At 68.5% G+C, this 19362-nt stretch carries 18 protein-coding genes and 2 pseudogenes; 9 read left to right on the top strand and 11 right to left on the bottom strand.

Annotated features, from left to right (window positions below; all coding sequences use genetic code 11):
* Positions 1 to 564 precede the first annotated feature (564 nt).
* From Q7A36_RS33650 to Q7A36_RS33625, 6 genes are all read right to left on the bottom strand, one after another.
* A complete protein-coding gene (locus Q7A36_RS33650; protein ID WP_305108181.1) occupies positions 565 to 1713 on the bottom strand; it encodes an AAA family ATPase in 1149 nt (382 codons plus the stop codon).
* Positions 1713 to 2783, bottom strand: a complete 1071-nt coding sequence (locus tag Q7A36_RS33645) for a DUF7146 domain-containing protein (RefSeq protein WP_305108180.1) — start codon at positions 2781 to 2783, stop codon at positions 1713 to 1715. Before Q7A36_RS33645 ends, Q7A36_RS33650 begins: the two co-directional genes overlap by 1 nt.
* A gap of 56 nt (positions 2784 to 2839) precedes the next feature.
* Positions 2840 to 3055: a hypothetical protein gene (locus tag Q7A36_RS33640; protein WP_305108179.1), complete on the bottom strand. Its 216-nt coding sequence runs from the start codon at positions 3053 to 3055 to the stop codon at positions 2840 to 2842.
* Positions 3056 to 3483: 428 nt separating this feature from the next.
* On the bottom strand, positions 3484 to 3885 hold the full coding sequence (locus Q7A36_RS33635) for a hypothetical protein (protein WP_305108178.1): 402 nt from the start codon (positions 3883 to 3885) through the stop codon (positions 3484 to 3486).
* A complete protein-coding gene (locus Q7A36_RS33630; RefSeq protein WP_305108177.1) occupies positions 3882 to 4166 on the bottom strand; it encodes a hypothetical protein in 285 nt (94 codons plus the stop codon). The genes Q7A36_RS33635 and Q7A36_RS33630 overlap by 4 nt, the downstream gene beginning before the upstream one ends.
* Positions 4163 to 4480 (bottom strand): hypothetical protein, encoded by a 318-nt coding sequence (locus Q7A36_RS33625; protein ID WP_305108176.1) that lies wholly within the window; start codon positions 4478 to 4480, stop codon positions 4163 to 4165. Before Q7A36_RS33625 ends, Q7A36_RS33630 begins: the two co-directional genes overlap by 4 nt.
* Before the next feature lie 292 nt (positions 4481 to 4772).
* On the opposite strand from Q7A36_RS33625, the gene Q7A36_RS33620 reads away from it, so the two are divergent.
* Positions 4773 to 4985 carry a helix-turn-helix domain-containing protein gene (locus Q7A36_RS33620; protein ID WP_305108175.1) on the top strand — a complete coding sequence of 71 codons (213 nt, stop codon included), beginning with the start codon at positions 4773 to 4775 and terminating at the stop codon, positions 4983 to 4985.
* A gap of 120 nt (positions 4986 to 5105) precedes the next feature.
* On the opposite strand, the gene Q7A36_RS33615 is transcribed toward Q7A36_RS33620, so the two are convergent.
* Complete coding sequence (locus Q7A36_RS33615) at positions 5106 to 5234, bottom strand: hypothetical protein (protein ID WP_305108174.1); 129 nt, start codon at positions 5232 to 5234, stop codon at positions 5106 to 5108.
* Positions 5235 to 5665: 431 nt separating this feature from the next.
* Here Q7A36_RS33615 and Q7A36_RS33610 point away from each other — a divergent pair, with 431 nt between their 5' ends.
* Entirely contained in the window at positions 5666 to 6514 is an 849-nt protein-coding gene (locus tag Q7A36_RS33610; protein ID WP_305108173.1) for a hypothetical protein, read from the top strand.
* 809 nt (positions 6515 to 7323) lie between these two features.
* On the opposite strand, the gene Q7A36_RS33605 is transcribed toward Q7A36_RS33610, so the two are convergent.
* A complete protein-coding gene (locus Q7A36_RS33605) occupies positions 7324 to 7608 on the bottom strand; it encodes a LysR substrate-binding domain-containing protein (RefSeq protein ID WP_305108172.1) in 285 nt (94 codons plus the stop codon).
* 317 nt (positions 7609 to 7925) lie between these two features.
* On the opposite strand from Q7A36_RS33605, the gene Q7A36_RS33600 reads away from it, so the two are divergent.
* Genes Q7A36_RS33600 through Q7A36_RS33575 form a run of 6 tightly spaced genes read left to right on the top strand, consistent with a single transcriptional unit; the run spans position 7926 to position 13440 of the window.
* Positions 7926 to 8255, top strand: a complete 330-nt coding sequence (locus tag Q7A36_RS33600; RefSeq protein ID WP_305108171.1) for a hypothetical protein — start codon at positions 7926 to 7928, stop codon at positions 8253 to 8255.
* Positions 8252 to 8932, top strand: a complete 681-nt coding sequence (locus Q7A36_RS33595) for a biliverdin-producing heme oxygenase (protein WP_305108170.1) — start codon at positions 8252 to 8254, stop codon at positions 8930 to 8932. The genes Q7A36_RS33600 and Q7A36_RS33595 overlap by 4 nt, the downstream gene beginning before the upstream one ends.
* On the top strand, positions 8929 to 11199 hold the full coding sequence (locus Q7A36_RS33590; RefSeq protein ID WP_305108169.1) for an ATP-binding protein: 2271 nt from the start codon (positions 8929 to 8931) through the stop codon (positions 11197 to 11199). Before Q7A36_RS33595 ends, Q7A36_RS33590 begins: the two co-directional genes overlap by 4 nt.
* Positions 11200 to 11203: 4 nt before the next feature.
* Complete coding sequence (locus Q7A36_RS33585) at positions 11204 to 11689, top strand: response regulator (protein ID WP_305108168.1); 486 nt, start codon at positions 11204 to 11206, stop codon at positions 11687 to 11689.
* Positions 11686 to 13188, top strand: coding sequence for a sensor histidine kinase (locus tag Q7A36_RS33580; protein WP_305108167.1), 1503 nt, complete (start codon positions 11686 to 11688; stop codon positions 13186 to 13188). The genes Q7A36_RS33585 and Q7A36_RS33580 overlap by 4 nt, the downstream gene beginning before the upstream one ends.
* Positions 13189 to 13194: 6 nt before the next feature.
* Complete coding sequence (locus Q7A36_RS33575; RefSeq protein ID WP_305108166.1) at positions 13195 to 13440, top strand: hypothetical protein; 246 nt, start codon at positions 13195 to 13197, stop codon at positions 13438 to 13440.
* Here the strand turns inward: Q7A36_RS33575 and Q7A36_RS41790 are convergent.
* From Q7A36_RS41790 to Q7A36_RS33565, 3 genes and pseudogenes are all read right to left on the bottom strand, one after another.
* Positions 13396 to 13599, bottom strand: a pseudogene (locus Q7A36_RS41790) (Bug family tripartite tricarboxylate transporter substrate binding protein); the annotation flags it as partial. The gene Q7A36_RS33575 and the pseudogene Q7A36_RS41790 overlap by 45 nt on opposite strands.
* Before the next feature lie 241 nt (positions 13600 to 13840).
* Entirely contained in the window at positions 13841 to 14254 is a 414-nt protein-coding gene (locus Q7A36_RS33570) for a hypothetical protein (protein ID WP_305108165.1), read from the bottom strand.
* An 82-nt stretch (positions 14255 to 14336) separates the two neighbouring features.
* Positions 14337 to 14633, bottom strand: a complete 297-nt coding sequence (locus Q7A36_RS33565; RefSeq protein WP_305108164.1) for a hypothetical protein — start codon at positions 14631 to 14633, stop codon at positions 14337 to 14339.
* Positions 14634 to 14768: 135 nt separating this feature from the next.
* Between Q7A36_RS33565 and Q7A36_RS33560 the strand changes: the two are divergent.
* Positions 14769 to 19362, top strand: a pseudogene (locus Q7A36_RS33560) (hypothetical protein); the annotation flags it as partial.

Below are 19362 nucleotides of genomic sequence, written 5' to 3'. Positions count from 1 at the left end.
CATCGCTCATCGTCTCTCTCCGATCATGGAGTTCGCTAGGGTCGTGCTTTGCGGGCCGGCTCCAGCCAGGACCGCTCACGGCTGCTCGCTCCGCATCGCCATGGAGAATCACCGCGCCGCCGCGTGCTCGCCCTGCGCCGGCTCTTCCTGAGCCGAGAACGTCCAGCGTACTCGCACCCCTGGCTCTAGCTACCGAACCGCTGTGAACTACCGCCGGTCGGGCACCTCGGGCGGGTCAGGCTCACCAGGCGGGACCTCACTTGGCACGTAAGGGCGTACCCGGTGCCGCCTGTGCGGCCGTGCCTCAAACCAGAGCCGGTTGTCCTCGCTCGCCACCTCTAGCAGACTCGCTGTCCCCATGGTCTCACGGCTGAGATCTCGCGGGCAGCCTGGGTGACGGCTGAAAAGTCAGCCATGCCCGTGACCACACCAGGCAGCGTGTGGGCGTGGGAGCGTGGGGTCCCCTTATAGGGGACCCCCACGCACCCCACGCACCCCACGCCGGAAGCCCTCCGTGGGATTCCCACGCACCCCACGCAAATCCTACGTACCCCACGTCAGCCCTCACAACAGCCAGACCAGCTTGTCGGTCATGCCGATTTTCCTTCGTTCTTTTAGGGTGTTAAGAGCTTCGCGCAGCCGATCTCGGTCCTTCATCGTCAGCGCGCCGTGGGAATCCAGATCGAACCGCCCTTTCCCACGAAGCCCCGCACGCACCTGTTCTCTCGTGAGCGTGAGACTTCTACGCAGCCCTTCTATGGGCTCCCGCTCCTCCGCCAGACCGGGGGCGGCGAAGAGGTCGACGATGTCGTCTAACCATCCTTGCTGGCGTGGGGTGAGGGGTTTCCCACGGGCCGTGGGTGTGGGCGGCGCGTCAGTTTCCTCGACCACGAAGCTCTTCCGCGGCCGCCCCTTCGCGTCGGGCGGGAGTTCCTCCTCTGCGAGTTCGAAGCTCAGCGAGTAGCCGGAATCGTCATCCTTCGCATACTCAACCAGGGCGGTCTTCGGCCCGCCTTGCTCGCCGGAGACCTTCACCACGATGTCGGCCGCGCCGATGAGGGCGATGCTGCCCCGAGCGTGCGAGCCATCCCACCCGCCGTGATGGATTACCGCGACATGCGCGCCGGTTTCCTCTTGGATGCGCAGGCAATTGCGGACGAAGGCATTCATGTCGCGGGTGGCGTTCTCATCGCCGCCGCCCATGACGCGGGCCAGCGTGTCGAGCACCACTAGACGGGATCCGAATGCCGTCACCGCCTCAATGAGATCGTCTAGGTCCGCTTTCGGGTCAAAGAGGTCCACCGCCTGCGCGAAGAAGTCGAAGCCCGGCGCCGGGCCGAGCCGTTTCCGCAAGGCATGGATGCGGCCCTTAATGCCGTGCCCACCCTCGGCCGCCACATAGCAGACGGGCACTCGCGCGGTCTCGCGCCCCCACATGCCCAAGCCTTGCGCCATGCCGTAGGCGATCCGCAGCAGCAGGAAGGATTTTCCGCACTTCGGCGCGCCCCACCACACCGAGAACTCCCCGGGCGCAATCAGGCCGTCTAACAGGTACTCGCGCGGCGGAGCGTTTAGTGCGTCCTCCACCGACAGCGCCTGCAGCCGGCCGAACTTTCTGGCTTCCCGTCGCTTTGCCTCGGCCCTCGCGCGGAAATCGGGCGTCTCGACGCCATCCGCGCGCATCCGATCTTCCGGGCTGGAGTAGGCGTCCATCACGCGGCCCTCCCGGTCAGATCAGCGAAATCGGCGCCGTCAGGCGCAGGGATGAAATCCACCTCACGGCCCGCGGCTCGCCATCGCTCAGCGCATCGCTGCGCCGCCGTCAGGCTAGCGCCGCTGTCATCGGCATCGGGAAAAACGGTCAAGGCCTCGATGCCCGGCAGGACGGGAAATCGGGCAATGCCGCCTGCGCTGCCCGTGGCCCATACCGGAGTCCATCCGTAGCGCTGCATGATGGCTAGGCTGGTCTCTATGCCTTCGGCAACGCCGAGACCATCCACCACCTCCGCTTCTGGCACCAGGCACACCACACCGGCCCCGCCGAGCATCATCTTGGTTTGGCCTGACGACTTCCCGACCCCATCCGGCGCGAGGAAGGTGCGATGCAGGCCCTGCGGCGCGCCCGTAACCGGGTCGGTCATCAACGCTACCATGGCCGGCAGCCGCTCGGCCCCGCGTGGGCAAGCCGGATGGAAGCGCAGCGGGTAAGCGTTGCGCAGATCCGCGGGATCGGCGCTGAAGAGATCGGTTGGCGGAAGGCTCAGGCCGCGCCCGGTGAGATAGCATTCGACCGGGGTGCCAGCGGCCGGCAACGCTTCACGCCATAGTCGCGCTGCCAGCTTGCGCCGAGCTAGAGATGAGGCCTGCTCGCCAACAGGACTATTCGGCTCCGCTGGTTTGGGCCATTGCGGCGCTGTGCGCGCATCCAGCCGCCCTTCCATGCCCAGCCAACCCAGTGCCCAGCGATACGCTTCACCCATGGAGCAGCGGCGCAGGTGAGCCACCAGGGCCAGAGCATCGCCGCACACCTGTGCCTCGTTATCGAAGAATCGACCGCGCTTTGGCCCGCCGATGTGCACGGCGAGCGAGCCTTTGCGTCCCCATCGCAATTCATAGCCACTGCGGCTGCTTGGCTCGCGGCAGATCAGCCCGCGAGCGAGAGCTTCCATCTGATTGGCGAGCGCTGCAGCAACTTCGGCTGGGGCGGCACGATATCTTTTGTCTAAGTTAGTGTTCGGAGAGCTTGCAGCGCGGCGCAGCGCCGCAGTATTCTGCGGGAGCATACCGACATCCTTTGCGACTGGAGCCGCGGCGGGTGACACGCCGCGGTCTTTTTCGATCAGGACAAGGGTTTGCTCAGGCCGAGCACGCCTGCCGCGAACGGCACATCGGACTCCGCCACGGCGTACCTCGTGCCGACCCGTCGGTGCGGGATGCGAGCGTCCTCAAGCGCGACGCGCAGCTGACGCGCGAGATGCCCCGCCAGAACGGGGTGCGTGTCGTCGATCCCACAACGGATGGCAAAGGCTTTGATGGCGGCCGCAATCGCTGGCACGCCAACATACTCTGTTAATCTGCTCATTTGATTCGGTCCCACATCTGTGTGTTTGAGGGACCAGCGCCACGTAGGTCACCACTTGCGAATGAATGACCCTTTATCTAGTATCGTCATGCTCAGGCTTCCTCTGCTCATCGACGAGATTGGGTGGAGCTGGGTGTTCAAGGCGCCGCTCCGGCCATGGAGCGGCGCCTTTCTTTTTTAGTGCGCTTAGGTCGAGAGATAGAAGACGCTTTTCGCGGACTGCAGGCCTACCAGACTTCGCAGGTTCAACATGCAGCTCGGTAGCAGCGTCTCCGTCGAGATTATGCCCTCACGTCTGTCTTCTTTTCTTTTATCAAAACCGTTCAGGGCGTGGCAAGGTTCGCGTGCGTACTTCCCAATAGGGCGTACAATGAGGGCATTTTGCCCACACTCATAGAAGTCTACTTGAGGGTATATGAGGGTATTTTGCCCTCACTTGCTGCGCGGATCACATCCATGAGGAGTGAGTGCAGCGGCGCGTGAATGTCGCAGGGGATGTCGCTGAAGTCCTCGTCACCTTCTGTTGCTTCTTCGAAATCTATCTCCATTGCGACGAGGACGCTGGCCTTCGCCGCGCGCGCGCCAGGTGTTCGCGCCGGGAGATCGATAAACTCGCGGCGGAGCTGCAGGAACGCCTCCGTATCGACGCGCCGCTCGTGGCGGAGATGCTGGAGCATTTGCGCGCAGACGTCGCGTACCAGCGCATCATCCGACAGCGCCGTCGCGCTGGTCGATTGCCCAGCGCCGAGCGGCACCACTGCAGCGCTCGCCAAGGCCAGGCGGCGCGAGAAGGTCGCGGTCATGGCGTGACCTCCGATGAGCGGAGCGCCGACTTCGCCCCATTCTCGGACGGCGGCACGCAAGCTGTCGCCAGCCGACGGGCCAGCGCAAAGACGTCGCCAGCATCGTCCAGCTCGTGCACCGCGCAGATGCTCACCAGCGTCGCCGAGCGCACGCGATCGGCAAGTGCGACTGCTAGGCGCAAGCGCGCTGTATCGCATCCCGCCGCGGTCCGCATGTCGAGCCCAGCTGTCGCTTCGGCGATGAGCGCGCGCGGCCAGAGGCCCAGATTGTTGCCGCTCATGCGCGCACCCTCCGGGAGCCGAGTTCGCGCTGCCGGCGGTTGAGCTTCCCGATGTTGGTCAGGAAGGCGCGCTGAGCATCCTCGATCTGCGACATGGCTGCGAAGGTCGCGCTTTCCATGTCCTCTCGAGCACACCGCGCTGCTGCTTCGGCTGCTGACATACGCTCGCGCAAGAAGGCGAAGCCCGTCGCCGCCTGCTCTGCGGCCGCGCAGAGCGATGCCGCCAAACGCAGGAGCGTCCGCGGATTATCGGTCTCGACCATCTGCCCGGCGAGGCGATGAGCTTCCGTGCCGATTGTTTTGGCGGCGAGCACGGATGACGCTGCCTCGTGCAGGACGTCGACAGCTCGAGATTCGAGCTGCTTCCGCGAGAGTGGCGCATTGAGTATTGGCTTTGCTTGGGACGTGGGCGCGCGTGTGGTACGACGCGGATTAGCCACTGCCATCGGGTGAACTCCGATCTGGTGGTTAGACCGGACAGGGAGCCTCGAACCTCCCTGCTCGGTCGCCTTGTACGTGACAAGGTTGGTATTCTGTGCCACAGTTCTGCATGCTTAGCAAGGCACTTTGTCACAGGGTGACATTTTGAGCCCGGCCCAGTGCCGAATGGCCCGAGCGGCCATAGGGTTGGGTGTACGTGACCTCGCCGCGGCTGCGGGTGTCTCGCCCACGACTATTACAAGGCTAGAGCGTGGTGAGGAGCTCTACCCGCGTACCGTCGCGGCCGTCCGAGCAGCTTTGGAAAGCAAGGGGGTTATCTTCATCAATGCAAACGGCGGTGGACCTGGCGTGCGACTGCGAGATCCGGCCGCGGGCTAAACCCGGATCTTGGAATAGGCGGTCCGGTCCGGTGATCTCGGCCAGCTGCAGCACGTCGCCATAGCCAAGGCGGGGCGCCTCGAGCGCGGCAAAACCTGTGCCGGCACAGGTTTTGCCCGGCTACTGCGCCGCCTGCACCACATTCACCGCGCCGCCGCTGTTCCACCAGGTCAGCATGCCCACGCTCCGCAGCAGCGCCAGCGTCCGCGACGCCACCACCCCGGCCGAAAGCCGTAGCGCCTGCCGCATCGACCGCTCGCATCCAGGCCGGTTCTCCTGGAAAGTCACACAAACTCTTTCAGTTACCATTTCAATTTATTGCAAGTTTTAGCAACTGCTTTCTTGGGCATGGGGTATCGCGAGTTCGGGTACTGAGCGAAGTCATATGCACCCTAGGGGTTGCGGCGATGGCGCGCGAGGTGATGAGCTCGGTGACGGGCGAGGCTGTGAAGCTGTCGGCGATGACTGATCGGGCGTTGCTGGAAGCGATCTAACGATAGTAGACAAAGCTTCAGTGAGAGAAAGTGCAATGCAAAATAGAAACCCTGAGTAGTTGATTTGCTAGATGTTAATGATATTTATTTAGACCATTTTTCAAAACAGGGTGTTGCCAAACCGATTCTTCTCGCTGTCACGTGGCGATAGACGTCGAGATGACGTGCTCTCATTGGAGACGCGACATGACGCACACGGCACTCATTCAAGGCACGGACCACCTTTGGGGCGTAACGCTCCCCGATTATATTCATCTCAGCCAAGGTCCGGTGACCGACACCGGCCCATTCCCCGTCTTCATCATGGACGGAGGCAAAAGCCCCAACACACCACCTCTAACGATTGACATCCACTACACACCAGAAGCTATTTTCCAAGACAGCATTGCCTCAATTAGAGTACAGGATCTTGGAGCAGAAGGATTAGCTGCGGAAACCCCTGCGGCCAACTTTGCTGATTCTACAAATGGTTTACGAGGATCAGTACAGTTTGTACTACATAATGATACTGGCATCCCGATAATTAAGGCGCCCATCGGCCAGGGCGGCGATATGCTGCTCTATCTCACCGGCTTCAGCGACAACACTTCGCCCACGCAGGAATTCCATACGCCGTACACGCACTTTCATGCGCCAACAGGCAAGACGCTTGCGGAGCAGTTCCCTGGCGCGGATATTCAGCCAATGGTTGGGTACTCCCCCAATAGTAATGAGGGTAATCCTGTTTCCGCACCGGATACGATAAGCATTTCACAAGCAATCCCAGTTGGCGGAACAGTCACCTGGGGTCCAATGACCATGCATCAGCGCGATCTAAGCCAAGGCGCAGATGATTTCACTATTAGCTTCTACGTCAATAAGTACGGCTTCAATGAGGCCGATTTTGCACAATTGAAAGCCGACTGGGACGCGGCGCACAAACTACCGACATTAGACACGCACCCTACCCTCTCCAATGAGGAGATTGTGCAGATTTTCACCAATCCGGACAACAGGCCTATTCCCGTCGGAGTAGAACTGAACCCTGTTGGCTAAAACAGCAGTCTCCGGTGGATTGCGGGTTCAGGGCGCTGCCCTGAACCCGAGCGTTGCGCGGCTGCTTGCATGCCGGACGAGGCGGTGGTGGCCTTTGCTAAGGGCGAGATCATGCTGATCGAATTAACCAACTGATCGCCGCTGGCGTGCACTTCGGTCGCAACCTGATTGATGCTGGCTATGGCGCGAAGGCCTGCACCGGCACGCGCTGATGACCTTCATGGCCTTTGGCTACCCGCAGCGCCTCCGGCTTGCTGGGCCGGGATCTTACCTCTGCCGATATGAAAAGGGGACGAAGGGGGGACAGTCGAGGCCAGAGCGGGGACAGCCAGGGTCGATGCCAGGGACACGATCGGGGTCAAAGCGGGGACAATTGGGGGTCAATATCGGGGACGCGGCCGGGGTCAGATCGGGACTACGAGGGGTCAATCTCGGGGACAAGGACGATCCAAGAGGGGACAGAATGCGGGACGAAAAAAGGGACTTTGGCGGGACCAAGAAGGGACATATCCGGGACTTATGCGGAATCGGATTTTCCCTACAGACCATTGCACCACATAACGGTGCGCGGTCCCGACCCGGGACCAAAGCGGGACAACCGAGGGACAGCCGGGGACGCAGCCAGTGGTGCTCGCCTGACGCTTGGCATACCCAGACTGGCCGCCGAGTTCGGGCCTGCCTGGCGGTAGCTTCAGACGGGAGGCCTACCGCAGCAAACGGCCCCGGAGTGGACCTTCGAGGCCGGCCCGGTGAGCTCCGGATCAGGCGGCAAGCAGAGACGAGTGCGCCGGACCCGCTTCGCCGGTCCCTCACCGCGAGGCATCATCCCGTGCCGCGCGCCGGACCAAGGCCACGAAGTGCCTGACCGTGGCCGAGGCGTCGTCTCGGCGCGCTGCGAGGCTGAGAAAGGCCTTCGCCTCGGCGGCATCCGCTAGGTCGCGATAAGTCACTCCCTCCAGCGCCATGCGCCGCATGGACGCCGGCACCAGGGTGACACCGAAGCCAGCGGCTACGAGGCTGAGCGCGGTGCTGATGCGCGGCGCCTCCTGGCCGAGGCGCGGGCTGAAGCCTGCACGAAGGCAGGCTTTGGCCATCGCCTCGTAGGCCCGCCCTAACGAGATGAACGGTCGTGTAGCATAGCAGGACGAAGCAAGAACTCGGCAGCGGGACGGTCACGGGGTTCGGGGTTCTGATGGCGTCGGAAGCGCAAGCCCGATCGCGGGCACGCCGACGTACCCCCGGCCCCTTCCACCCCGGCGCCACGCCGAGGGTGCGGGATTCAAGGGTTCCCGGCGCTCGAACCCCCACCGTCAGTGCGACCCCGTCCGCCGTAACAAGCATTGTTTGCTGCGCTTCTTTCAACCTTAAGGCTAGGCAACTTTACTGCTTTGCGTTAAACATCTTCCGGAACATGCAAATCCCGATTTCCAAGGCCTCCGTCCTGCCCTCCGACCCTGATACCGCCGTTGAGGTGCAGCTCTGCGTGATGGTCGCGCCCGGCGTCCGCGCCCAGGTGCGCGCGGCCGCGGCGGCGCGAGGAGTGACCCTGCGCGCGCTCGTGCTCGGGGCGTTGCGGGATGCTGGGGTGCTGCCAGGCATAGCAGACGCCGACCTCGCCGACCGGCGGGCCGTGCTCGCCGCCGCCAAGGCCCGCCTCTGGCGCGAGCGCGGCGGCGCCGCGGCGTCCCGCGAGCCCGGCGCGCCGCGTGGACGGGGACGCGCAGGGGGCGCAACCCCGTGACGGCCCGGTGCGGGCGGCACGCACCGGCCACGGGGTCCCGGCGCGACCGCCTGCGCCGGGCCACCAGCGCCCAGCACGCGGCCCTCGAGGCCCGGCTCGAGGCGGGCGGCTGCTTCGACAGCCTGGATGGCTACGCGCGCTACCTCGGTGCCATGGCCCCCCTCTACGCTGCGCTGGAGGACGCGTTGCACGCCGCGGGCGCCGGCCGGCTGCTACCGGACTGGCCGCGGCGCCGCAAGGCCGGCCTAGTCCGCGCCGACCTGCGCGCGTTGGGCGCGCGCGCGCCAGCCATCGCCCGGGTGGCCTCCGGGGCAGAGGCGGGCGCCATGGCGGCGCTTTGGCACGCGGGCGTCGTCTTCGCGGCCCTCTACGTTTTGGAAGGCGCGACGCTGGGCGGGGCCGTGCTCGCCCGCCGCGTCCTGCGCCTCGGGCTGACGCGCGAGCGGGGCGCCGCTTTCCTCGACCCGTACGGGCTGGACCGCAGCACGATGTGGCAGGGCTTCCTGCGAGCCCTGGAGGGCGCGGAGCTCACGCCGGAGGAGGAGGGCGACCTCGGCCCGCGGTCAGCCGCGGTGTTCGACCTATTCGCCGCACGGGTCGCCGCCATCGCTCCGGGGCGTGCCGGCCGGGCCGACGTGGGAGCCGCCCCTTCCGCCGCAGCGGGGGGCGTGGCGTGACGCCCGGCCACGACGACCGGCGGCCGGCCGTCGATCCCGCGGCCGGCTGCGCCCGCGAGCCGATCCACGTGCCGGGCAGCATCCAGCCGCACGGCCACCTGCTGGCCTTCGAGGGCGACGGGCTCGGGCTCGCGCACGCGAGCGCCGCCGCCCCCGCAGCCCTCCTAGTGGCCGACGTGGCGGCCCTCTGGGGCGAGCCGCTGGAGTGCGTCTTCGCGGGCGGCCCGGCGGAGCACCTGAAACATTGCCTAGCGCGCCTGCCCGAGCGCGGGCCGGTGCCGCTCGGCTTGTGCCGCTCGGCGTCCGGCGAGGCGTTCCAGGCCGTCGCGCACCGCTCGCCCGATGGCTTCGTTGTGCTGGAGGTCGAGGCCGTCGAGGGAGGCGCCGCCGAGGCTACCACGCTGGAGGCGCTCTACCCGGGGGTGCGGGACGCCTTCGGCCGCCTCGGGCGCGCGTCGTCCGTGGAGGAACTGGCGGCCTGCGCCGCGGCCGCTGTGCGGGGCGTCACCGGGTTCGACCGGGCGCTGGTCTACCGCTTCGAGGAGAACTGGGACGGCATCGTGGTGGCCGAGGACGGCGACGGGCGGCTGCCATCCTACCTCGGCCTGCGCTTCCCCGCCTCCGACATCCCGGCGCAAGCGCGACGGCTCTACGAACTCAACCCGCAGCGCCTGATCGCCGACGCCGGCTACGCCCCGGTGCCGATCCTCTCGGCTCGCCACGGCGGGCCGCCGCTCGACCTCACCTACTCCGCGCTGCGCAGCGTCTCGCCGGTGCACCTCGAATACATGCGCAACATGGGCACGCCGGCCTCGATGTCGGTCTCCTTGCTGCGCCCGGACGGCCGGCTCTGGGGCTTGATCTCCTGCCACCACGCCACGCCGCGCCGGGTGCCCTTCGCCGCCCGCAACGCGTGCGACCTCATCGGCCAGATGCTGTCAGTCCGCGTGACGGCGCGGGAAGAGACGAGGCATGCCGAAGAGCGTGCGCGGCTGAAGGGCGTCGAAGGGCGGCTACTCGCGCACATGGCCGCCAGGGGGAACTTCGTGGACGGCCTCGTCGCCGCCCCGAAAGACTTGACGATGCTCGCCGGCGCCGCCGGCGCCGCCGTGCTGGCCGACGGCGGTTGTGTTCTGGTGGGCCGCACCCCGCCCGAAACGGAGGTTCGGCGCATTGCGGAATGGCTCGCTAGGCACGGAGTGGAGGAAGCCTTTGAGACCACCTCGTTGGCGTCGCTGATGCCCGAAGCCGAGGTCTTTGCCGACGCCGCTAGCGGCCTGCTGGCGGTCCCGATCTCGCGTCTGCATGCCAGCTTCCTGCTCTGGTTCCGGCCAGAGGTGGTGCGCACCGTGAGCTGGGGCGGCGACCCACGCAAGATGGCCGAGCCGGCCTCGGGCCAGCTCAACCCGCGCCGCTCCTTTGAGGCCTGGGCGGAGACGGTGCGGCTGCGGTCGGCGCCTTGGACCGCCGCCGAGGTCGAGGCGGTGCGAGACCTGCGCACCGCCATCGTCAACATCGTATTGCGCGCGGCCGAGGAGCGAGCCGAACTCACCGGACGGCTGGAGCGGGTCAACGGCGAGCTCGCCGCCTTCTCCTACTCGGTTTCCCACGACCTCCGCGCCCCTTTCCGCCACATTACGGGCTACGCCGAGCTGCTGCGCGAGCTCGAAGGGGATAAGCTCAGCGACAAGGGCCGGCGTTTCCTGAGCGTCATCACCGAGGCCGCCGAAACTGCAGGCAGGCTGGTGGACGCGCTGCTGAACTTCTCGCAGATGGGCCGCAGCTCGTTGGCAAACATCGAGTTCGACCCGGCGGTGTTGGTCGCCGAGGTGCGCCGGGCCATGGAGCCGGACCTGGCCGGGCGGCGCGTCGAATGGCGCGTGGCGTCAATGCCCGGCGCCATGCGCGGCGACCCTGCCATGCTTCGGCAGGTGTTCCAGAACCTGCTGTCGAACGCGGTCAAGTACACCCGCAGCCGCGCGGAGGCGGTGGTCGAGGTGGGCTGCGAGCCGGCCGGGGACGAGTTCGTCTTCCACGTGCGCGACAACGGCGCCGGCTTCGACATGGCCTACGCGCACAAGCTCTTCGGCGTGTTCCAGCGCCTGCATCGCCAGGAGGAGTTCGAGGGCGTGGGTATCGGCCTGGCCAACGTGCGCCGCATCGTCGAGCGGCACGGCGGCCGCGCCTGGGCCGAGGGCAAGCCGGGACAGGGCGCGACCTTCTTCTTCACGCTGCCGCGCGGCGGCCCGCCAACGGATGCGAGGTGACGAGATGGCAGAGCTGAGGCCCATCCTCCTGGTCGAGGACAGCCCGAACGACATCGAGCTGACGCTGGCGGCGCTGGAGAAGAGCCGGCTCGCCAACCCGGTTGTGGTGGCGCGCGACGGGGTAGAGGCGCTGGACCACCTGTTCCGGACCAGCAACGCAGACCCTGAGCGGGCGGGCGGGCCCCTGCTCCCCGCGGTGGTGCTGCTCGACATTAAGCTGCCCCGGGTGGACGGCCTAGAGGTGCTGGAGCGGATCAAAGCGGACCCGCGGACCCGGTATGTGCCCGTGGTGATGCTGACCTCCTCGGCCGAGGAGCAGGACTTGATCCGCAGCTATGGGCTCGGCGTCAACGGGTTCGTGGTCAAACCGGTCGGACACCGTGAATTCTTCGAAGCGATCCGCGACATCGGGGCCTTCTGGGCCGTGCTCAACGAGCCCTCCCCAAATGGCGCTTGGGGGTTGGGACAGGGGCCCAACGCCGACCGTTGACAGCGCTGCCCGTCGCCACGCCCGTAGCCCCGGAGGCGGGCGCCTGCCGCGTCCTGCACCTTGAGGACAGCCTGATCGACGCCGAGCTGGTCGCGGCGCAGTTGGCCCGAGCCGGGGTCGCGTGCGCCATCACCCACGTCGAGACGCGGGCTGCGTACTCCGCCGCCCTGGCCGGCGGCAGCTTCGACCTCGTCCTGGCCGACTACGCGCTGCCGGACTTCGACGGGCTGTCGGCGCTGGCGATGGCGCGCGAGCTGGCGCCCGACACCCCGTTCATCTTTGTATCCGGCACCCTCGGCGAGGAAGCGGCTGTAGACGCCGTAAAGCAAGGCGCCACCGATTACGTGGTCAAGCAGCGCCTCGGTCGGTTGCCAATCGCGGTCGAGCGCGCCTTGGCGGAGGCGCGGGCGCACGCCGAACGGCGCGAGGCGATGGCGGCCTTGGCCGAGAGCGAGGACCTCCACCGGCTGATCGTCGAGAGCGCCGAGGAATACGCCATCTTCACCACCGATCTCGACGGGGTAGTCACAACCTGGAACGCCGGCGCCGAGCGCATTCTTGGCTACGCGGCGGCGGAGATCCTTGGCCGCTCCGCCGAGGTGGTGTTCACGCCCGAGGACCGCGCTGCAGGTTGCTTGGCCGAGGAGATGCGGTCGGCCCTGACCAAGGGATGCGGCGATGACGAGCGATGGCACTTGCGCAAAGGCGGCACCCGCTTTTGGGCAAGCGGCCTGACGATGCCATTGCGGGACCGCGCCGGCGCGGTACGAGGCTTCCTCAAGATCTTGCGCGACCGCACGGAACGGCGCCGCGCCGAGGAGCGCCGCGCGCTCCTGGTCGCAGAGCTGAACCACCGGGTCAAGAACACCCTCGCCACGGTGCAATCGCTCGCCCAGCAGACGCTGAAGTCTGAGCCTGAGCCGCGCGCCTTCGCGGCGACGTTCCAGGGCCGCTTGCGGGCGCTCGCCCGCGCCCACGACCTGCTAACGCGGGAGGAGTGGGCGGGCGCGACGCTCGCGGACGTGGCGCGGGCGGCGCTGGCACCCTGGCTCGACGGCAAAGGCGGCGGCGGCCGCCTCGGCCTCGACGGGCCGGAGCTCATGCTGGCGCCAAGGCAGGCGCTGGGCCTGTCGATGGCGTTGCACGAGCTGGCGACCAACGCGGCCAAGCACGGCGCGCTGTCCGAGCCGGGCGGGCGCGTCTCGCTGGCGTGGCGGCGCGCCGGCCCGGCGGCGACCGTGGAGTGGACGGAGGAGGGTGGGCCGCCGGTGCGGCCGCCCGAGCGCCGCGGCTTCGGCAGCCGCCTCCTCGGCCGCGCCCTGGCCGCCGAGCTGGGCGGCTCGGTGGAACTGGACTTCGCGCCGGGGGGCGTCCGGTGCGCCGTCCGGCTCCCCTTGGTCGCCGATACCGCGCCGGCGTCGGCCGGGCACGGCGGCGAGCCGGGCACGAACCGCGATCCCGGGCCGTGCGGGATGCTGCCGGAGGCCGGAAGGCCGTAGCGCCAGGTGCCCGGCTCCGCCTGCACGCGCGCCACCATCTCCGGCAGGCTGCGGAAGGGCGCGGTGGGGTTCGCCAGCCAGACCAGTGGCGAAGTCACCGCGACGGCGATGGAAGCGAGATCTTCCACCGGGTCGAGCGGCATGGGCGAACATGAAGGTGTAGCCGTCGGATGGGCTGCGCTGCAGCTTCTGCATGCCAATCGTGCCGTTGGCTCCGGGCTTGTTGTCCACGACGACCGGCTGCCCAAGTAGTTCCGACAGGCGCGGCGCCAGGATGCGGGCATAGATCTCATAACCGCCGGCGGCGCTCGGCACGATGCAGCGCAGGGAACGACTGGGCCAAGGATGGGCCTGAGCGGCGGCTGGTGATGCAGCGAGCAGCCCGAGCGCCGTGCGGCGCGGCAGGTGCATGGATGTCTCCTCCCGTGTTCCGCCGATCGAAGCAGGAATGGCGGTTGGAAGGAACCGTGCAACCGAGGTCGTGACTGCATCGAGGCAGGCTCTCCCAGGAGTGCCGCCGCGTGGCCGATATCAACATTCGGATCGGTGCCGACACCAGCCAAGCCAAGGCGGCGGTGACGGACACCCTGGGGCAGTTCCGCGAGCTCAATCAGGTGTTGGAGCGCACCGGCAATGTCGGCAAGCACATCTCTCAACCTCTTGGGCTTGTCAGCATCAGCGCCAGCACGTCGACCTGCTCGTCTGGTGTGGTGCGATCGAAGGCCGCCATGGTGACTTCGGCGGTGTCCACCAGTGTTCCTACGATCGATGGAGGAAAGTGGGACGACGGATCATAGTCCGCTTGGTGGCGGAGCTCCTGCAGGTTGGCGAACCCGGCAGCGAAGTCCCGCATGTCCTGGCTCACCACCGTCCGGCCGAGCTGCCGCTGCACGGTTGCACTTAGCCTGGTGGCCGTGAGCGCCTCGCAAACCTGCCGCATGCGGCCGTGATTGAAGCTGCGGTAGATCAGCCCGTAGCCGCCGCTCCTTCGGGCGCCCGGCCCCATAAAGCGTTCGGCGCCGGCCTGGAGCACCTTGTGGAACAGGGCGTAGTAGGCCGTGGACACGGCACGCCGAAGCTGTGCTTCGGACGGGGGCGGGGTGGCTGAGGCGGACAGGAGGCGAGCGACGGCCAGGAGATCGGCAGGGTCAGGCACCCTCGCGCCGCTCCCAGTCCGCCCGGCTCACGATCTTAACTATCGGGTACTCCCCAATTCTGCGGTCGGTCAGTAGGTCGCGGAGCTTCTGCGTCAGTCGGGTCTGGAGCAGGCCCGCCCGCTGGCGGTCATTGTCCCGGTCGATGACAAACGAGAAGTACAGGGCGGGTCGGTCCGAAGAGTCCTGCCCGGCCAAGACGCGGACGTGCTCCGCTAGATCATCCCCAGTGACGAGCCTGACGGCCTCGCGGCCGATGGCTTCCAGTTCGGCTTCGGCGCTCTCGCTCATAAAGGCAAATCTGGACAGACGAGGTCGCCGCGTCAACGTGGTCTCCACAATACACCGAAACAGATGCCAGCGAGACCTGCCGGGTCGTTGAGACGGGTCGTGACCGTATGCACAGCCGGTTCCCCAAGGTGCATCATGGCCGACATCAATATCCGGATCGGAGCCGACACAAGCCAAGCCAAAGCTGCGGTCACGGACACCCTGGGGCAGTTCCGTCAGCTTGAGCAGGTGTTGGAGCGCACCGGCAATGCCGGCAAGCGCATGGCCGACGTGGACTGGAACGCTGGCGGGTTGGAGAAATTCGCCGCGGACGCTGACCGCGCCCGCAAGGCGATGGACGACCTCCGCAAGATGCGGGGCAGCAACACCGCTGATCTGGTGCGGGCGGTCGATCAGAGCGCCGGCCGCAAGCTGGACCCGGTGGAGTTCTACCGGCAGAGCCAGAAGGCCTTCCCCAACGAGGACGCCCGCAGCCGCGTGCTGGACGCGGTGGGGCGGCAGGTTTTTGCCGGCACGCAGTGGGAGCCGGCGCCGCGCAGGCCGGTGCCGGTGGCCAAGCCGGCCGCGGCGGCCGATGACGGCAAGGGGGAGCCGCCGCAGGCTGACGACGCTGCGCCCGCCCCCAAGCCGGCCGCACCCACGCCACCGCAGCCGCAGGCGGCGCCCAAGCCCGCCCCGGCCATGCCCACCCTCCCGCCGGCACCGGCGCCCGTAGCCGCGCCCCTGGGCGGGGATGATGCCCCTGCGCGGCGCACGATGGAGGACCTCCTGGCGGCCATGAAGGCCAGCGGCCAGGAGGGGGTGAAGGTCCGCGACCTGGACTACAGCCACCCAGCCATGGAGCCCTTTGCCAAGGATCTGCCGGCGGCGCAGCGGCGGTTCGCGGGCATCGGCGACATGCCGCTGTCCCCGTTGCAGGACGCATGGCGGCAGATGCGTCGCGGGCATGTGGCGGAGGGCGGCCGGCGCCAGGACTTCGATCTCCTGGACGCCTACCAGCGGCGGGGCGAGGTGGGGCCGAAGCACGCAGCGACCTTCGATAAGGGCGCGTCGGACTACCTGTTCCACGGCACCGGCCTCGAGATCGGTGAGCCGGCCACGCCGAGGCCACCCGGTGATGCCGCTGCGCCCCCACCGGCCCCTGCCGCGCCTGCCGCCGATAAAGCTGGCACGCCCCCGGCGGCGCCGACGCTCAGCGCCACCCCCGGGCAGAAGCAGCCGGCCCGGCCGGCTGCGGAGAGCCTGCGCACCATCCAGGCTATCGACGCGGCGCTGGCCAAGGCCGGGCAGTCGGGCAAGAAGCTGGCGGAAATCGACTTCCGCCGCGGCGGCCTGGCCGAGCTCCGCGAGCCGCTGGAAGAAGCCGACAAGGCGATGCGCCGGCTGATGAGCAGCGGCGCCCCGGGCACCGGCGGCAGCACCTTGCGCCGCATGGCGGCGGGGCGGGAGAGCTTCGACGTTCTGGACGCCATGCGCGGCCACGACGCGCAGTTCCGCAGCCCGGAGGCTGCGGCGCAGAGCCGCACCAACCTCAACGGGTCGCTGTTCCGGCCGGCCGGGTTCGTGCTGCAGGCCAGCGCGCCGCCGCCGGCGGTGCCCACCATGGCGGGCGGGGGCGGCGGTGGCGGGCGGCGCCGGGGCGGCAAGGGCGGCGCCGGTGGCGGGCAGCCGCCGCGGCCGGGCCGCATGCGCCGGCTCGCCTCGGGCATGGCCAGTGGCCTCGGTGCCGGGCTCGGCCTGGGCGCCATCGGCAGCATCGCCAGCATGGCCTCCACCCTGGCCAGCAAGGTCAGCGAGGGCATCGGCAGCGCCAAGCGCGAGGCCATCGACACCAACCAGCTCGGCAAGCTGCTGGGCGACACCTCCACGGACTTCGACGCGCTGCGCAACGCGGTGCGACAGACCGCGGACGGCCTGCACATCACCTACGACGCCGCCCAGCGGCTGTCGGCCGAATGGGTGAAGCAGACCGGCGAGCGCAAGGCAGAGCGGGCCGAGGACGGCGTGGCCACGGCCGGGGCCTTTGCCCGCAGCTATGGGTTGGACGGCGACCGCACCAACCGTGCATTCGCCCGCGCCTCGTTCATGGGTGAGGATCCCAAGCGGTACGCCATGCTCATCGCCGAGGCCACGCAGGCCGCCGGCATGGGCGGGCAGACGGACCGATTGGTTGATGTGCTGTCGCGCTTCCAGGAGCAGGCGGCGCGGCAGGGGACCAACACCCCGGAGGCGATGGAGGAATACGCTCGGCTGTTCTCCACTATGGCGGCGGGGCAGAAGGATGGCACGGGCCTCCGCGGCGCCGACCTGGCGGGCATTCTCGAGCGCGCCAACCAGACCATCACCGGCGGCGGTGGCATGGGCCTGGCCGGGCAGGTGCTGACCGCTAAGGCGCTCTACCGCGAGGGGATCAACGACCCCTACATCGCCCGAGAGACCTACGAGGGCGGCCTTTTCGGTCGCGTCCCCACCAGCGGCCGCACGGTGCTGGACACCATGCACGATGCTGCGGTGGCGCAGGGCCAGGGATACGACCGCGCTCACGCGAACGACATTTATACGAACGCCCTGCTGGGCGCGAACGCGCCGCGGCGGGAGGGCTATATCCTCCGCAAAGCTGTAGAGGACATGCGGACGCTGCCGGGCGGCGTGAGCGCTTTTGGCAACCGGCTGGCGCAGGCGGGCATCGGCACCGAGGACGGCCAGCAGGCGCCGAAAGTCGAGAATCTGCCTGCGCTGACGGCCATCATGCGCGAAGATGACGCGGCGCTGCGGGCCCGACGCGACCGGCAGTTGGCGCGCACCGACGGCGCCATGAACGCTGCGCGGGACCAGTTGCAGCCCAGCAAGGCATGGGAAGGCAGCACAGAGGATCTCCGTAGCGCGCTGCTGCGTGCCGCCAACACGGCGGGCGAGAAGCCGAACCAGGGGCAGCAGGCGCAGGATCAGCAAGCCGACGCGACAAATGCCCTGGCACGGGCCGGGCAAGGGCTGCTGCAGCCGGTCCTCGACCTCCAGAAGATCACCACCGCAGGGATCGATGCTGCCGGCAAACTGACTGCCGCAGTGGACAAGCTCTACGGCAGCACGGTCGGTGGTGTTGAACGCGGGCTGCAACAGGCCGTCGGTGCCCCGGCGCGGCCAGCACCGACCATGGAGGAACGCCGCGAGCGGATGAACGCCCGCGGTGCTCAGCACATTCCTGATGCGGAGTGGAATGCCGGGGAGCCCGGAGAGGCGCCCGCCGCGCCAGCGCTCGCGCCGACCCTGCCGGCACCCGCGACGCCCCAGCCGGCGGCACCACGGGCGGCAGCCACTCGGCCGACGTCGGGCGGCCTGGCGCAGCGAGCCCGCGAGCGTAACGCAGAAGCGGCCCGTGAGCGGCAGGCGCCGGCCACGGTGCCCACCACACCGCCTGCACCTCCTGAGGTGCAGGGCGCCGCGCCTGTAGTGCCGCCCACCCCGGCCACCGCGCCAGCCGCGCCACAGTTGCCGATGGTGGAACCGACCGAGCCGGTGCCCGAGGACGAGCAGGAGCGGGCGGTCCAGGCACTGCCGGAAGTGGACTTCCCACTGCCGCCGTCACTGGACGCCATCCCCGCACCCGCGCGGTCGGACCATGGCGTGCATCCGGGGATCGTGGACCGCCCCGAGCGGAAGGAGCCGCCCGCGCCGCTGAGCGACCGGCCAACCGCGCCTGCCGCCGTACCGGCCATGCCGGCCCCGGAGCCGCAGGAACGGGACGAGCCTGCGCTGGCGATCCCCGAGCAGACGGTGGACTTGCCGCCGGCCATTCCGGCCAACCCGGATGCGCAGCGCCTGCCGCACGCCGCGCCGCCAGGGGTGCCCGGACCAGGGCCGCAGGCGGGGCAGCAGCCGCTATCCCTGCCGCTTGAGGAATCGCAGCGGCCCCGGCGCAGCATGGGCGACCGGATGCGGCGCCTGTTCGGCGTCACCCCCAAGCAGGTGGCGCCGGATTGGCGGCCGTTGGAGGGCGACCCGGTGCCGCAGGGGTGGAGCGCGCCGGGGTGGGCGGAACAGGACGGGCGCGCGGTGGCGATGCCGCAGGCCCCCGCGGCTCTGGCCGCCCCCGCTACGTCACCCGCTGTCCCCGCTCCGCCCCCTGCCGTGTCCCCGACCGTGCCGCCCGCGCCGGCGGCAGCACCGCAGGAGGAAGCTCCGGAGGAACCTGGCACGCCGCCCGGCTTCCAGCCTGCCAGCTACCGCGGCGACCGCCGTGCCCGTGTGCGGGTGCGCGCCGGCTACCGTGGCATGCCCGTGGTCACGCCGGGGGCCTCCATGCCCAGCGTGCAGCCGACGGTCATTTCACAGCCTGCTTCACAGCCCGACACCGCGCCGGCCACGGTGGAGGGTGCCGGCGGGCAGGCCAGCATGGGTGTCACGCCCGACACTGCCGGCCTGCCGCCGGTGCCGCCGGGCATCCGGCCCACCGTCCTGGCCAGTTGGGGCAAGGCGGCTCCTGCCGCCCCGGCAGCGTCGGCGGCCCCCGCCGTGCAGCCTGCCGCAGCCACCGAGGTCCCGGACGACGAGGCCACGGGCGCCGTGCCGGGGGTGTCGCAGATACCGGCGCCAGACCGACAGCGGATCCGCATGCCGGGCTTCCAGAACCACCACACGGCGTCAATGGGCAGGCGAGAAGACCGCTTCGCGCTGGGTCTGATCGGCGGTGGGCGTACGGGGCATAGCCGCATGGAGGCACGCTCGACCG

The sequence above is a fragment of the Paracraurococcus lichenis genome (assembly GCF_030657435.1).
Classification (GTDB): Bacteria; Pseudomonadota; Alphaproteobacteria; order Acetobacterales; family Acetobacteraceae; genus Paracraurococcus; species Paracraurococcus lichenis.
Note: the sequence above shows the minus strand (reverse complement) of the source record. Positions and strands in the feature narration are given on the sequence as shown.